Below are 16,776 nucleotides of genomic sequence, written 5' to 3'. Positions count from 1 at the left end.
GAAAATGAATGAAGGTGGGGTTGCTTATTTTGTTCTTGCCTTGTTTATTAAAGTGGAGGGAGCGAACGAATGAAGAAAAAAATAATTATTTTAAGTAGCTTTTTGATAGGTGCTATTTTTGTGGTCGTTATTTTTACTACCAGCCAGCAAAGTATGATTAATAACGAAGCAATCCAAGTCGAAGAATTAATTGTTTATGGCGATAAAAATATGAATCGTGTAGCGAAGCAATTCTCTGATCAGAATAATTTAACTTCGTTTGGGAAAAATTTCTGGCGCAAAACGTATAACGGAAAATCACCCACTCAGGAACTACTGAAGGTTGCAACGGAGGATTTAGTACAACATAAAATGATTAAACAGCTGGCAACGGAGTTAGAAATAGCCCACTCACAAACATTTGGGCAAGAAAAAAAAGAATGGCAAGACCAAAAGAGCAGTTTAACGCTCTGGCAATTTTTAGATGCAAAAGATCAACAATTACAGGACCAAATAAAAGAGAAATTAATGGAGAAAGAAAAGCCAACGCAAAAAGAATTGCGGCAGGCCTTTGAGCAATTGGATGATAAATATAAAAAGACCGATTACTTTGTTGAAGCAATTGAAATTCCAACTTTTTCAGGTAAGCAAGCAGAATTAGAAAAAATAGCCGAAGCAATCTCTCCGAATCTATCTTATGAGGAGACGTTATTGGAGTGGCAAAATAAATTACCTAATCTTGTTATTGAATCGTATCAATTGAAGAGTGCAGAAATCCAAAAAGAGGATATTTATTCGTTGTCTGTTGGGGAGATTCTTAGTGAAAAAGCTGTTGGTACCGTGGTGAAAGGATACCACGAAAACCAATACTTTTATATTTTTAATAAGGAAGGAGGGCAACTTTTACAGTTTGAAGAAGCACCACAATTTGGCAAAAATGCCTATATCAACACACGCTACAAAGAGAAATTAGCTACGTATCAACAAGCAACCAAAGTAGACTTGTTGGAGAAAGACAGAGAAAAGTTTTTTCAAAATTATCAAAATAAAAACAGTTAAGGAGCAGAAAATGAGAAAAAAAGCGTATTTTAAAAGTGTAACCATCTTCCTTTCTATTTTGCTTGTTTTTTCCCAGCTTCAATTATTTAGTCTTCCTGCTTATGGGGAAACAGTGAGTGATCAACCGTTACTTTTTCGTTCAGTAGGTGTCGCTCAAAGTGGGACGACCTACTATGTGGATGGGGAAGGAGGAAATAATGCCAATGATGGGCAGTCTCCAGCCAGTGCTTGGCGTGATTTTGAAAAAGTGAATCAGACGGAGTTTCAGCCAGGCGACCATCTTCTGCTGAATGCGCAAAGTACCTGGAATAACCAATTGTTGCATCCAAAAGGGAATGGGACAGCGGCACAAAAGATTGTCATTGATTTTTATGATACGAATGACAAAGGAGAAACCATTTTTGAAACAACACGGCGTCCGATTATTAACGGTGGTGGCACCTACAGCACAGGGACTTTCAAACGTGCAATCTCAGGGGCCGTGCAGTTAGTGAACCAAGAATATTGGGATATTTCAAATTTAGAAGTGACAAATACACCAGAGCTAGATAATCTCGAAGGCTATAAGAAACCAGGAGATGCTCAAAGAGCGGGGATATTAGTACTAGGATATGAACAAAATCGAACGTTCAATAGTGTCACGATAAGGAATAACTATGTTCATGATGTTCAAACAGAATATTATTTGAATCTAAGTGGGAATACTGCAACCAAACGATTAAAAGCGGTAGGTGGAATTATTGTTTTAGGAAGTTGGTTTGATGAGAATGGCAATGTAGTAACGGCAGCCAATGATCATCGAACAACGACTGGATTTAATGATATTTTGATTGAAAATAATGTGATTCAACGAGTGGGACTTGAAGGAATTCGAACAAAAGCTGATTCAGATACCTCAAGAGGCAACACTTTCTACAAAACGTTTTCTAATATTACGATTCGTAATAACTATTTAGAAGATATTGCTGGCGACGGGATTGTCTTGTCAGAAGCCAAAAGTGGCGGAGTCGTCGAAGGAAATGTTGCTGTCCGAATGTGCAATGCTGATTATGGTACACAAAATTACGCGGGCGTTTGGGCAATGTCTGTAGATGACGGACTGTTCCAATATAACGAAGTATACGGAATCAAATATGGATTTAACGATGCCGAAGCTTATGATGTGGACATGCAGTCAAACAATGTTATTTATCAATATAACTATTCACATCATAATACTGGCGGCTTTTTATTGCTTATGTCTGATCAAAAAAATTCGGTTATTCGGTACAATATCTCAGCTAATGACGGCGGTGGTAACCGAGGAACAGGTAAAGACAATCCAGGCGGAGCTGGTGGCTACAATTATAAAGAACAAAGCATTTTCCATTATTGGGTGAAAAATGATGGAGCGGCAATGCCAACTATCCACAATAATACGATTTATGTTGGCGACGGCATTTCAACATCATTATTTGGTGAAGGAAATAGTTCTGACAACAGTGGTACAGTAGCCAATTTTTACAATAATATTTTATACAAAGAAGGTACCGGACAATTAAAATTCTTATCTAATTATCCAACAAATGGGACACAACCAATTGAACGTAAAATGGTCGATAATCCAGAAAAATATTTCAAAAATAATGTTATTTGGCCAAAAGAAATTGCTACAGAAAAAAGTGGTGCAACTGTTGAAAAATTAGTATCAAGTGGAAACATTTTTGAAAAACCACAATTAGAAATCACAGATAACCCTGAAAAAGTGAAAGAGTTGGCAGAGCAAGAATTTACGACATTGAAACCAACAAAAGATAATGTGGTTGAATTTACTTCTAAAGAACGCTTACGTCAGCGAGCACAAATGTTCCAGTTAAAAGAAACCTCTCCAGCGATTGGTAAAGGCTTGTCGGAAGTGAACAGTGCGGCCGAAGACTTCTTTGGAAATAGCTTGAAAAATAAAGTTTTAGATATTGGTGCGCAACAAGCATCCACAATTGAAAAAAGTATTCGTTATCAAAATCAAGTGTTAGAAATTAGTTCGGCAACAGGTGTGTATCCTAATTTGCCAGAGCAAGTTGAACTAACGTACGAAGAAGTCGTTAATGAAGAAGTGGTTGCGACAGGCAAAAAAGAATTTAAGTTACAATGGGAAGCAATCCCTCAAGAAAAAATTAATACAGCAGGCACAGTTGAAGTTGCAGCAACAGTTATCGGCTTACCGATAGATGCTGTCAAAGTAACAGCCAAGGTCTCTTTTGAGGGTGAACTTGGTGAAGGAAAAGACACCGTTAAACTAAAAACAGCTCAAACTGCCTATGTTCAAAAGAGTGATGGTAACCGAGCATACTCTGCTATAGCAGGCGGTACCGCTGCCATTAGTTCAGGAGACGCCTATAAATATCCTTATGGAGTAAACTATACGGGCAATTACGCATTAAAATTAAAAAATGCTAGTTCTGCGGGGTATAATCGCCGGATTTACGTTGAAATTGATACACAAGAATTGAAGAACTATCAATCACTAAAAAGTGCCAATTTAGAACTAAATGTGATGCGTTATGATGCGTGGAATGGTGCTGGAAATACAAATGATGAACGTTTGAAAAATACGCAGTTCCAAGTAGATGTTTATGGAACAGATACTAATTGGATGAGTAACACCATTACTTGGAACAATGGTCCAAATAATTTAAATGTACCAAATGAAGAATTTATTGCTCGACAATCTTTTACAAATAGCTCAATTATGAATAATCAAAATACAATCTCTATTGATATTAGTAACTATCTACGGAAGCTAATTCAAAGTGGTGAGAAAATTCCAGCCAAGTTAAGTTTCTTATTAGCGATTACAGACAGTCGTTTGCCTGGTTATGATTCTGATAATGCTGGGTTTGATGCTTTTTCAAAAGAAGGCGCACAAAAGGCCTATCAAGACTTTTTAGCAGGCAAATTGACCTTGCCAACTGGTCAACAGCTAACAGAGGATAGTTTAGCTCCTAAAATTGTTTTATCGAATGTTTTCGAAGTCAAACATGAGTCGATTGAGGTCACGACAGAAGCGGGTCAAGCCCCTAATCTACCAGAAAAAACAACTATTTTTTATTCGGATGGTTCACAACGAGAAGTGACTGTCAATTGGTCAGAAGTTCCAGCATCTTCTTATCAAAAAGAAGGAACATTCACTGTTGTAGGACGAGCAGCAGGTGTCTCAATGCCAATTATTGCCAATGTAAAAGTCACCGCTAAACATATTGTTGGATTCAAGGAATTGCCTACGCTGGATCGATTAACAGGCACCTCGCGAGGCGAACTGAATTTGCCAACTGAAGTAATTGCAAAATTAGATGATGGTAGCGAAACGAAATTGAAGGTTATTTCTTGGGATGACGATGTTAGTAATTATTCGCCAAGTAGCCCGCCAGGTACTTACCAGTTCCCTGCTGCAGTAGAAGAAAAAATAGGAATTGCGAATCCTGATGAACGAAAAATTTTCCAAGTCGTGCAAACTCATGCGATTCCTGAAAGAATTCAATTTGCTACAGAAACAGCCACTATAAAATCAGGCGAAAATTATCAAATTCAATCTAAAGTGATTGGTCAAGCGCCGCACACAGAAACGGATGCTTGGAGCTCGCAAGTAACGTATGAGTTGGTTACACCAGATGCTGGCAATACAGTAAGTGTAGATGAAAACGGTCTGATTAGGACAGAAGCAACGACTGCTGCAGGAAATTATCAAATCAAAGTAACAAGCAAAGTTTTACCGGTAGTGACTGCACAATTTTCAATTAAAGTCACAAAATAAATAAACTGTTTGAAGAGACTGGAACAAGAATTGCTGTACCTTGCAATCTTTCTAGTCTCTTCGATTATCTAGAATCAATAAATATTCTATTGCCTACTATTCATTCTTTTTAAAACAAGGTAAAATAATAAATGAAAGTAAACGATAAAGGTGTGTAGACAATGAATACTATCTTAACAGGTGATCGTCCAACTGGTAAATTGCACCTAGGACATTACGTAGGTTCCTTAAAAAAACGAGTAGAAATGCAAGCAGACCCTACAAATCAATTATTTGTCATGATTGCAGATTTACAAGCATTGACAGATAATGCAAAAAATCCCGAAAAAGTTTCAGCCAATGTTTTAGAAGTTGCTTTGGACTATTTAGCAGTTGGTTTAGACCCTACGAAAACAACAATTTTTATCCAATCGCAAATTCCACAGTTAGCTGAATTAACAATGTACTATCTAAATTTAGTGACCACGTCACGTGTTCGTCGGAATCCAACGGTCAAAGCAGAAATTGAGCAAAAAAAATTTGGGGAAGGTGTTCCGACAGGATTCTTTATTTATCCCGTTTCACAAGCTGCTGATATTACTGCCTTTCAAGCGAACTTAGTCCCAGTTGGGGAAGACCAAAAACCAATGTTGGAACAAGCGCAAGAAATTGTGCATAGTTTTAATCAGACGTACGGTGAAGTTTTAGTTAGACCGGAAGCTGTGTTACCACCAAAAGGCATGGGACGCTTGCCAGGAATTGATGGCAACGGAAAAATGAGTAAGTCTTTAGGCAATGGTATCTATCTTTCAGATCCAGCTGAAGTGGTACAGAAAAAAGTAATGAGTATGTATACCGATCCAAATCATATTCGTATAGAGGACCCAGGACAAGTTGAAGGAAATATGGTCTTTACTTACTTGGATGTCTTTGGGAAAGAGAAAGAATATATTGAAGAATTAAAAGAGCACTATCGTCATGGCGGTTTAGGAGATGTGAAAATTAAACGTTACTTAATTGATGTCTTAGAAGAAGAACTCGCACCGATTCGTCGACGTCGTGAAGAGCTGGCTAAAAATCCAGAAGCGATTATGGAAATGTTGCATAAAGGAAGTCTTGCTGCTGAAAAAGTGGCAGCACAAACCTTAACAGAAGTCAAAAAAGCAATGGGAATTCAATATTTCTAAGCAATAAAAGAACTGGAACGAGTCAAAAGAAGAATGACTTGTTCCAGTTCTTTTTAAGTGGTTTGAAATTGACTATTATATAAGCTGGCGTAAAGAGTCGGAGCTTGTAATAGTTCCTGATGCGTTCCTTTTTCAATAATATCGCCATTTTTCATCACTAAAATTAAATCAGCATTTTCAATCGTGGATAATCGATGAGCGATAACGAAGCTTGTTCGATTTTCTGTGACAGTTTCCATCGCTTTTTGAATATGGGCTTCTGTTCGTGTGTCCACACTCGAAGTTGCTTCATCGAGAATAACAACGGGCGGATTTGCTAAAATGATTCGGGCGATGGTTAATAACTGTTGTTGCCCTTGTGATAATGCACCATTTTCGCTAGAAATAATTGTGTCATATCCTTGAGGAAGGGTCCGAATAAAATGATCACATTGAGCAATTTTAGCTGCTTCAATTATTTCTTCACGAGAAGCATCTTTTTTTCCATAGGCAATATTATCTGCTACGGTTCCTTCAAATAGCCAAGTGTTTTGTAAAACCATGCCAAATAAATTTCTTAGATTTTGTCGAGAAAGTTTCGTAATATCAATCCCATCAAAAGTAATGGCACCTTGATTTATTTCATAGAAACGCATTAATAAGTTGACTAATGTTGTTTTACCAGCGCCGGTGGGTCCTACAATGGCCACTGTTTTTTTCGGTTGAACAGAAAAATCAACATTCTTCATTAAAATTTTTTCTGGTGTGTAGCCAAATTGAACATTTTTAAATTCAATGGCTCCTTTAGGAGAAGAAATAGTTTCTAAATGAGTTGCTTCTGGCTGTTCATCAGCTTCATCTAAGATAACAAAAATCCGATCAATGGAAGCCATCGCTGCTTGAATTGAGTTAATGACATAAGAAGCGGTAGAAATCGGCTCAGAAATTTGGTTGATATATTGCAAATACGCTTGCAAGAAACCAATCGTAATACCACCAGATAAAACGAGCATTGCGCCTAAGATAGCACTAATAATAAAAGCCAACTGATTAATAAAACGAATAGCTGGATAAATCGCAAAATTTAGAAACTGTGCTTTTTTAAAGGCACGATAATGTTGTTGATTAACAGCAGCAATTGTTTTTTCAGCATTTTGCTGTTGATTAAAGGTCTTTGTGACCAAATTTCCTGCTAAATATTCTTCCATCTTATTATTTAATTGACCTAATTCAGCTTGACTTTGATCAGCAAACACCTTGTTTTTATTCGCGATTTTTGTCGTCATGAAAGTACTGCCGCCAATTAGCAGCAACACTAAAATGGTTAATTTTGCATCAATATAGAACAACATAATTCCTGCAAAAAGGATAGTCACGACGGAAGTGAAAAATTGGTTGATGCCTGTTAAAAGAACTTGTGACAATTGGTTTAAGCCAGTTGTTGAACGACTAATGATATCGCCCACTTGGTGATTGTCAAAGAAGGCCATTGGTAAAGTTTTAAACTTTTTTGTCACTTCTTTTCTAATTCTTAAAGTAACCCGTTCGCTTAAAGAAGCCATTGCTCGTTCCTGAATAAAAGAAGTGATACTACTAATGATTGAAAAGAGAATTAAAAGTAAGACGGGACCTAAGAGCGCTTCTTCAACTAAAGGAAGTGTCATACCTTTGAGCCCGACACGCTTGATAGCTTCTAAGAGGTTATCAATCCCGATTGCCATAATATAGGTCATGGCAACAATTAATAAGTTTCCAATTAAACTGCAGATCATTAGACCATAAAAGATTGGATGCTCAGGTTTAATCATTTTCCAGAAACGTTTAAAGCTTTGAAGATTCATTGTTTTTTTCATTGTATGGCTTGAAAAGAAAACTTTCTTTCAAGCAGTCACATCCTTTCTTTAATTACTTGGGTAAGATACCTTGCGATTTAGCAAAGTCTTGGTAATAGCTATTAGTGGTAAGTAAATCAGCGTGGGTGCCTTGACCAACAATCCTTCCTTCATCTAGGACGATAATATTGTCAGCGTTCATGATTGTACTTAACCGTTGAGCAACAATGAGTAAAGTTTTGTCCGACATTTGTGCATGTAAAGCGGCACGTAGAGCGGCATCAGTTTTGTAATCTAATGCGGAAAAGCTATCATCGAAAATATAAACGTCTGCCGGTTTGATTAAGGCTCGTGCAATACACATTCTTTGTTTTTGACCACCAGAATAGTTGGACCCGCCTTGTGCTACGAAACTTTCAATCCCTTGTGGTAAGGAATCGATAAATTCAGAAGATTGTGAAATTTCTAGTGCCGTTCTTATTTCTTCTGTAGTTGCTTTGGCATTTCCCATTAATAAGTTTGATAAGATTGTCCCACTGAAAAGAAAGGCTTTTTGTGGCACATAACTGATGACTTGGCGAATCGTTTGCTGAGATAATGAGCGGATATCTGTGCCAGAATAGCTAATCGTGCCGGCTGTTACATCATTTATTCGTAAAAGTAACTTAACTAAAGTACTTTTACCAGCGCCAGTTGCACCAACAATCGCCGTTGTTTTTCCTTTAGGAATGACAAAACTAACATTTTCTAAAACAGGATCAGCTGTTTCTGTGTATTGAAACGTGACGTGATCGAAGCAAATCAAGGCTTTCTCAGGATGATAAGCAATGGTTGCTTCAGTGTGAGGATCGCTAATTTCAATTTCTTCTGACAAAACTTCTTGCAAGCGATTCAAGGAAGCAACGGACCGTGGAATGACAACTAATACCATAGCCGCGATCATTAAGTAGGCCAAAGTTAGAAGCGTATATTCAATCACAGCTGTAACGGTGCCAATTTCTAGGGTGCCTACTGCAACTAAATTACCACCAAACCACAAAATAGAGGCGTACACAACGCCCATTAATAAAAAGGCAACGGGAGTAATCCAAGCAAAGATTTGATTCACTTTACTCATGCGTTCAGCATAATTTTTAAATGTTTGATTGGTTCGCTGCTCTTCAAAATCTTGATTATTGAACGCACGAATCATATTAATTCCAGTAAAGAACTCTCGTAAAGTCGTAGTAATTCGATCCATTTTTGGTTGAATTTTTAAAGATAAAGGGGTACCTTTTTTCATTAAAAAATAAACAACGACTAAGTAAAATACGATGGAAGCCAATGTTACCCAAGCGAGTGAAACTGAATAAGAAAATGTCATCACTAAGGCAAATAAACTAATAATAGGCGCTGGAAAGATTAATTGGCAAAATAGCACAATCATTGTTTGAACATTATCTACATCGTTGGTCATTCTAGTTAGCAAAGAATTTGAACCAAACTTATCAACATTTTTCATCGAGAATTGTTGAAATTTTTTAAAGAACAATCCTCTAACTTGAAAACCAAATTTAGCAGCTACTAAAGCAGACAAATAGCTAGAAATAATTGCGGCAATTGTTCCAATGAATGCCACAAGAAACATTTGTATGCCAATCGTTTTAATTACTTGTTGGTCACCGCTAACGATGCCCACATCAATCAACTTGCCAACTAATTTAGGGACGCCAAGGGTTCCTGCGATTTGCAAACAGATGGTTAAAGTTGTCGCAAGAACAATCCATTTATTTTCTTTAATAAACTCTTTCATTAATTTCATGAAATTTCCTCCTTAAACAATACCGTTTTAGCTGTTACAAAGAGTCATTGTACACGTTCAAGTAACTTGAATGTCAACAGTAGAAATGCTAAACTTTTTGATGGAGGGAACAGTATGGAAAAAAATTACACAATAAAAGATGTTTCTGAGTTGTTAAATATCCCTAAGTCCACGATTCGTTATTGGGACGAGCAAGGGTTGATTAGTACAACACGCAATGAAGAAAACGGATATCGAACCTTTGATTTAGAAGATTTGTTCAAAATATATGATATTGATTTTTATCGAAAAATGGGGATTCCTATCAAAGATATGTTGAATTTATATAAAAAGACACCTACCGATCTCTATGCCACCATGGAAGCAACAGAAGAACAACTGGGGCAAGAAATAAAAAGGCTTCAACATAAATACAAAGAAATCAAGAAAAGAAAATTACATTTACATGCGTTAATTGATTTAGAAACATTGTTTTTTTCAGATGAACCAATTCCTTTTGATAAAATTGTTGTTGTTGATATTGAGGATCCAGAAGAGATGAAAGTTTACATGGAACACATTTCAACTTTAGGTATTTACGGGGATTTAAGTGAATCCAATGAACTGACGTATGGGATTTGTTTGGCAAATCATGTGAATAAAAAAAGTTTAGACAAAGTGATTTGGCTCAAAGAATCAAGTAGCCAATACAAAGGCTTTATTTTAAAAGTCAATACACAAGATACCCGTTTGAATAATATCGAAGAAGTAAAAAAGCGTTTAGCAAAACAAGGATTTGAAACAGGCATCGTTGTCGGAGAGCATATCTTGACACAACTAGAAGAGGAAAATCAATATATTGAATATTATTATGGTTGGATTGAAATTTTAGGGGAAAAGTAAAACAATTAAAAAAAGGAACTAGCAATAGCAAATGTAGCTAAGCTAGTTTCTTTTTTTGGTAAATGTAATGAAAATTACATGAAAAAAGTTTTAGTTTTTAAAACAATTTAGAACGAATGTTATTAAAGGGAAAACAATAAAAAAATTACTCTTAAAGCTAGAACTTACCTATATTTGTATTTTTTTAGGGAAAGTCAATATATTTGCTTCATATAAAACGTGTTATTTAATTCACGATTTTTTGTTGAAATATCGGGTTTTTTTCTTTTTTTAGCTAATATAATGTGTTACTTTTTGATTATAAGGAGAAACGGAAAATCGTACGTTAAAAAAAGTTGTTGTAGCTAAATAAAGAAAGAATTGAAGGTTGAAAAGTATTTTATGGAGGTGGATGTTGAGAAACAATTAGTAATTGTAAAAGTTGTTTGAAGATGATTTGTTTAAGTAAATGAAAAGAACGAAGGAGAATGTAAATGAATAAAGCAGTTAAAAATTTTGTGAGTTACCTTATGATTACCATGCTGTTTATTTTAAATTTGTTACCAATGATGAACGCATTTGCTCAAGAAGTAACAAGTGATGCTGAGAAGACTGTTGAAAAAGACGGGCTCAAAGTAATAGGGAAAATAGAAGATACATCGTCTCAAGAAGATATTAAAACGGTCACTTACGAAGTAACAAATACGCGAGATGTACCAATCAAAGATCTCATTTTAAAACAAAAAAATACCAATGATAGTCCAATCAAATTTGTTTTAGATACTTTAAGTGAAGAGCGAGGACCTACGTCTTTAGAAGAACAAGCAAAGGTTGAAACAAATGAGAAAGATCAAACAACCGATATTAAACTGCTTAACCTTCAACCAAATTCGACAAGAAAGATTACCATAAATGGGCAAATAACTACAAAAGCGTCGAACAAGTTATTGGTCAGCGTACTAATAGAAGATAATGAAAAAGGAACACTAGTAATTGATTTACCTAGTAAAGATATACTAGCAGATAAAGAGTCGGTTTCGAAGGAAAAACAGGAAACTTCAGAAACAAAAGTAGAAAATCAGGCAAACAAAACAGCCTCTTCTACAAATGAAATGACCGCAACTACTAGTAACGAAACAAAGCCTGAAGCAGGAAAGGCGATAGAAAGTATTCAAGAGACAGCACTAACGCAGGCTACCGAAAGTCCTGAGCAACCTCCATTAAAGGCGCAACCTACTGGTCCGTTAGTGCCACCAACACCTGGTCGGGGGTTTAATACACCGATTTATCAAAGCGTTCATAAAGGAGAACTTTTTTCAACGGGAAATACCAACTTAAAAATTGCGAATGAAAATACGGCGGCTGCACAAACATTTTTAAACACACGAGGAGCAAGTAGTGGTTATGCAATTAACAATTTTCCTTTAGAATTTGCAGATGTTGACAATGATCCAAATACGTATAACTCTAGTCGGGCTTATATTGATTTAAATGGTGCAAAAGAGATTGCTTGGGCGGGCTTATTTTGGAGTGCATCTAGATATAAAGGCCCTGCTTACGGAACAAATCTTTCTGATGAAGAAATTAGTGCACCAGTTCAATTTACTACACCAAATGGAACCGTACAGCGTGTTTCGCCCCAAAGGTACCATCGTATCGATCAAGATGCAACAAACCCAGGACAACGTTTCGGGTACAATAACACTGGATTTTCTAATTATGCAGATGTAACTTCAATTTTACAAGGGGATAAAAGTGCGACAGGGAGTTATACGTTGGCAGATATTCCTATGACAAGTAGTTTAAATGGTCAATATCAATATTATAACTTTAGTGGTTGGAGTTTGTTTGTTGTTACAAAGGATCAGGCAAGTAAGTCAAGAGCTTTTAGTATTTACTATGGAGCACGTGGTAATGCTGCTGGAACCAATAATGAATTTACTATGAGCAACTTTTTAACAGCAAAACAAGGAAATCTTGATCCAATTGTGACCTGGTTTACTGTTCAAGGAGATAAATACTGGACTGGAGACAACGCACAAATTAAAAATAGCGCAGGAACTTGGGTAAATATTTCGAACACGCTCAATCCAGTTAACAATGCTATGAACGCAACTGTGACAGATAACGATGAACATATGGTAGACAAGTATCCAGGGAAATTTGCGCCGGATCATCCTAATTTTTTAGATATTGATATCGATCGTATGGCAATTCCCGAAGGTGTTTTAAATGCTGGACAAAACCAAATTAATTTTAGAACAACAAGTAGTGGTGACGATTATTCTACGAATGCGATTGGTTTTGCTGTAAACGCAGAAACGCCTGAATTTGAAATTAAGAAAGAAATTGTGGAACCAAAAGAAACTTACAAAGTTGGTGAAACAATCACGTATCGTGTCTCACTAAAAAATACAAAAGCTGATTCAGAAGCGATAAATTCAGTCTCGAAGGATGCACTAGATGGTCGCTTAAATTATTTGCCAGGCTCTTTAAAAATTATTAGTGGACCAAATTCTGGTGAAAAAACGGATGCTTCAGGCGATGATCAAGCTGAATATGATGAAACCAATAAACAAATTATAGTCCGTGTCGGCAATGGTGCAACTGCTACACAAGGAGGTAGCTACAAAGCTGATACAGCTGAAACAATTTACGAATTTAAAGCGCGGATAAATGAACGAGCAAAAGCAAATGAATTAGTGCCTAATAGCGCAACCGTTGAGGCAGTAGATATTTTAACATCTGCAAAAGTCAACGAAACTTCTAATATAGTAGAAGCGAAAATTGCGGACGAACAAGTAACTGGCAAATTAACCGCAACAAAAACCGTTAATAACTCTAAACCAAAACTAGGGGAAGCAATCGAGTACACAATTAGCTTCCGCAACACCATCGAAAACGGCGTTTTAAACAAAGTAGTTATCACAGACCAACTACCAAAAGGGCTGACGTATGTGAAAGATAGCCTAACAAGTGTCGGTGATGAACCCCAGCCAACCAGCTTGAAAGAAACTAACGGCACAATCACAGCGGAATACCCAAGTATCACCGATATGAAAGAACGGAGTATTCGCTTCAAAGTGATCGTTAACGAAGAAGCGAAAGCGGGCGAAACAATTCTCAACAAAGCCAAAGTAGATGACACAGTTAATCCACCAGAAGAACCAGAGGTGCCTGTGGTACCAGAAACGAACGCAGGCAAACTAGCCGCAACAAAAACCGTTAATAACGCCAAACCAAAACTAGGGGAAGCAATCGAGTACACAATTAGCTTCCGCAACACCATCGAAAACGGCGTCCTAAACAAAGTAGTTATCACAGACCAACTACCAAAAGGACTGACGTATGTCAAAGATAGCCTAACAAGTGTCGGTGATGAGCCCCAGCCAATCAGTTTGAAAGAAACTAACGGCACAATCACAGCGGAATACCCAAGTATCACTGATACAAAAGAGCGGAGTATTCGCTTCAAAGTAATCGTTAACGAAGAAGTCAAGGCAGGCGAAACAATTCTCAACAAAGCCAAAGTAGATGACACAGTTAATCCGCCCGAAGAACCAGAGGTACCCATTACACCCGAAGAACCAATCACACCTCGAGTAAAAGAAGGCAAACTAACCGCAACAAAAACCGTTAATAACGCCAAACCAAAACTAGGGGAAGCAATCGAGTACACAATCAGCTTCCGCAATACCATCGAAAATGGTGTCCTAAACAAAGTAGTTATCACAGACCAACTACCAAAAGGACTGACGTATGTCAAAGATAGCCTAACAAGTGTCGGTGATGAACCAAAACCAACCAGCTTGAAAGAAGCCAACGGCACAATCACAGCGGAATACCCAAGTATCACCGATATGAAAGAACGGAGTATTCGTTTCAAAGTGATCGTTAACGAAGAAGCCAAAGCGGGCGAAACAATTCTCAACAAAGCCAAAGTAGATGATGGCATCAATCCACCAGAAGAACCAGAGGTGCCTGTAGTACCAGAAGCGAAAGAAGGCAAACTAACCGCAACAAAAACCGTTAATAACGCCAAACCAAAACTAGGGGAAGCAATCGAGTACACAATCAGCTTCCGCAATACCATCGAAAATGGTGTCCTAAACAAAGTAGTTATCACAGACCAACTACCAAAAGGACTGACGTATGTCAAAGATAGCCTAACAAGTGTCGGTGATGAACCAAAACCAACCAGCTTGAAAGAAGCCAACGGCACAATCACAGCGGAATACCCAAGTATCACCGATATGAAAGAACGGAGTATTCGTTTCAAAGTGATCGTTAACGAAGAAGCCAAAGCGGGCGAAACAATTCTCAACAAAGCCAAAGTAGATGATGGCATCAATCCACCAGAAGAACCAGAGGTGCCTGTAGTACCAGAAGCGAAAGAAGGCAAACTAACCGCAACAAAAACCGTTAATAACGCCAAACCAAAACTAGGGGAAGCAATCGAGTACACAATCAGCTTCCGCAATACCATCGAAAATGGTGTCCTAAACAAAGTAGTTATCACAGACCAACTACCAAAAGGACTGACGTATGTCAAAGATAGCCTAACAAGTGTCGGTGATGAACCAAAACCAACCAGCTTGAAAGAAGCCAACGGCACAATCACAGCGGAATACCCAAGTATCACCGATACAAAAGAGCGGAGTATTCGTTTCAAAGTGATCGTTAACGAAGAAGCGAAAGCGGGCGAAACAATTCTCAACAAAGCCAAAGTAGATGACACAGTTAATCCACCCGAAGAACCAGAGGTGCCTGTGGTACCAGAAACGAACGCAGGCAAACTAGCCGCAACAAAAACCGTTAATAACGCCAAACCAAAACTAGGCGAAACTATCGAGTACACAATTAGCTTCCGCAACACCATCGAAAATGGTGTCCTAAACAAAGTAGTTATCACAGACCAACTACCAAAAGGACTGACGTATGTCAAAGATAGCCTAACAAGTGTCGGTGATGAACCAAAACCTACCAGCTTGAAAGAAGCCAACGGCACAATCACAGCGGAATACCCAAGTATCACCGATATGAAAGAACGGAGTATTCGTTTCAAAGTGATCGTTAACGAAGAAGCGAAAGCGGGCGAAACAATTCTCAACAAAGCCAAAGTAGATGACACAGTTAATCCACCCGAAGAACCAGAGGTGCCTGTGGTACCAGAAACGAACGCAGGCAAACTAGCCGCAACAAAAACCGTTAATAACGCCAAACCAAAACTAGGCGAAACTATCGAGTACACAATTAGCTTCCGCAACACCATCGAAAATGGTGTCCTAAACAAAGTAGTTATCACAGACCAACTACCAAAAGGACTGACGTATGTCAAAGATAGCCTAACAAGTGTCGGTGATGAACCAAAACCTACCAGCTTGAAAGAAGCCAACGGCACAATCACAGCGGAATACCCAAGTATCACCGATATGAAAGAACGGAGTATTCGTTTCAAAGTGATCGTTAACGAAGAAGCGAAAGCGGGCGAAACAATTCTCAACAAAGCCAAAGTAGATGATGGCATCAATCCACCCGAAGAACCAGAAGTGCCCATTACGCCTGAAGAACCAGCGAAAAATAAAAAGGAAACAAAAAAAGTTGTTACAGACCAGAACAAACCTACAAAAAATAGTAAAAATGAAATTGCCATAAACAAGAAAGAAACGTCTAAATCATCCTATTTACCAAAAACAGGAGAAAAAGTCCAAAAAATATTTGCGTATCTGGGTGTAGGACTGATCTTAATTGTATTAATTCTCTATGTTATAAAGAGAATCAAAGAAAAAGAGGAGTAAACAAAATCGATTGTTTTAGAACGACTAATTAGCTGAAAATTTAAGAGTTGACGACATAAGTCAAAATGACCTATGTCGTCAACTCTTTTTGATTTATAACAAGAAATTCAACATATTGTGTGTGCATAAAGGCAAATAGAAAAATAGTAGTGAAATAGCTAGTAATAATAAAGAACCAGCTTGCATTAAAACTGCAAAAAAATAAACTACAATTAAACGAATTGCTCTAGTGTTTTTTACGGATAAAATTCAAAAATAGTCCTCCTCAAAAATAATTAGAGGATATCCTTTGTGAAACTATCAAGTTCTCAGATTTTATAAAACAAATACACGCTAGCAAAATCGCTTTATGAGTGAGGTTTAGCCAATTGTTTTTAAGGTTCTTAAACAGTTGTAAAAAAAATATCAGATAAACGTTTTCACAAAGAACAGTCATTTCGGTAAATTTTTACCTTAAAATGACACAAAATCTATAATTTGTTTCTCAAATCCTATAATTTGTTCCTTAAAA

The 16,776-nt window shown here is 37.3% G+C and carries 7 protein-coding genes; 5 read left to right on the top strand and 2 right to left on the bottom strand.

Going from position 1 to position 16,776, the window contains the following annotated elements; translation table 11 throughout:
* Positions 1-69 precede the first annotated feature (69 nt).
* The 3 genes from IGL42_RS09045 to trpS all read left to right on the top strand — a co-directional run bounded on the left by IGL42_RS09045 (position 70) and on the right by trpS (position 5,994).
* The gene (locus IGL42_RS09045; protein WP_010710602.1) at positions 70-1,038 is read left to right on the top strand and encodes a hypothetical protein; all 969 of its coding nucleotides are present in this window, start codon (positions 70-72) and stop codon (positions 1,036-1,038) included.
* A 10-nt stretch (positions 1,039-1,048) separates the two neighbouring features.
* Positions 1,049-4,828 carry an Ig-like domain-containing protein gene (locus IGL42_RS09040; RefSeq protein ID WP_002378521.1) on the top strand — a complete coding sequence of 1,260 codons (3,780 nt, stop codon included), beginning with the start codon at positions 1,049-1,051 and terminating at the stop codon, positions 4,826-4,828.
* 161 nt (positions 4,829-4,989) lie between these two features.
* Positions 4,990-5,994, top strand: a complete 1,005-nt coding sequence (trpS, locus tag IGL42_RS09035; RefSeq protein ID WP_002356846.1) for a tryptophan--tRNA ligase — start codon at positions 4,990-4,992, stop codon at positions 5,992-5,994.
* Between the two features lie 53 nt (positions 5,995-6,047).
* Here trpS and IGL42_RS09030 read toward each other — a convergent pair whose 3' ends face one another.
* Both IGL42_RS09030 and IGL42_RS09025 read right to left on the bottom strand, forming a co-directional pair.
* Positions 6,048-7,826, bottom strand: a complete 1,779-nt coding sequence (locus IGL42_RS09030; protein ID WP_002388273.1) for an ABC transporter ATP-binding protein — start codon at positions 7,824-7,826, stop codon at positions 6,048-6,050.
* A gap of 52 nt (positions 7,827-7,878) precedes the next feature.
* Positions 7,879-9,606: an ABC transporter ATP-binding protein gene (locus tag IGL42_RS09025; protein ID WP_010710601.1), complete on the bottom strand. Its 1,728-nt coding sequence runs from the start codon at positions 9,604-9,606 to the stop codon at positions 7,879-7,881.
* Positions 9,607-9,672: 66 nt separating this feature from the next.
* Here IGL42_RS09025 and IGL42_RS09020 point away from each other — a divergent pair, with 66 nt between their 5' ends.
* Together IGL42_RS09020 and IGL42_RS09015 are read left to right on the top strand one after the other, a co-directional pair.
* Entirely contained in the window at positions 9,673-10,488 is an 816-nt protein-coding gene (locus IGL42_RS09020) for a MerR family transcriptional regulator (protein ID WP_025191859.1), read from the top strand.
* A 473-nt stretch (positions 10,489-10,961) separates the two neighbouring features.
* A complete protein-coding gene (locus IGL42_RS09015; protein ID WP_430604387.1) occupies positions 10,962-16,265 on the top strand; it encodes an isopeptide-forming domain-containing fimbrial protein in 5,304 nt (1,767 codons plus the stop codon).
* The last annotated feature ends 511 nt before the right edge of the window (positions 16,266-16,776 follow it).

The organism is Enterococcus sp. DIV0712 (assembly GCF_050554855.1).
GTDB classification, from domain to species: domain Bacteria; phylum Bacillota; class Bacilli; order Lactobacillales; family Enterococcaceae; genus Enterococcus; species Enterococcus faecalis.
Note: the sequence above shows the minus strand (reverse complement) of the source record. Positions and strands in the feature narration are given on the sequence as shown.

Bases quoted from the DNA above. Each gene is read 5' to 3' on its own strand.
- trpS (WP_002356846.1), top strand. From the start codon at position 4,990: ATGAATACTATCTTAACAGGTGATCGTCCAACTGGTAAATTGCACCTA.
- IGL42_RS09040 (WP_002378521.1), top strand. From the start codon at position 1,049: ATGAGAAAAAAAGCGTATTTTAAAAGTGTAACCATCTTCCTTTCTATT.
- IGL42_RS09015 (WP_430604387.1), top strand. From the start codon at position 10,962: ATGAATAAAGCAGTTAAAAATTTTGTGAGTTACCTTATGATTACCATG.
- IGL42_RS09045 (WP_010710602.1), top strand. From the start codon at position 70: ATGAAGAAAAAAATAATTATTTTAAGTAGCTTTTTGATAGGTGCTATT.
- IGL42_RS09025 (WP_010710601.1), bottom strand. From the start codon at position 9,606: ATGAAATTAATGAAAGAGTTTATTAAAGAAAATAAATGGATTGTTCTT.
- IGL42_RS09030 (WP_002388273.1), bottom strand. From the start codon at position 7,826: ATGAAAAAAACAATGAATCTTCAAAGCTTTAAACGTTTCTGGAAAATG.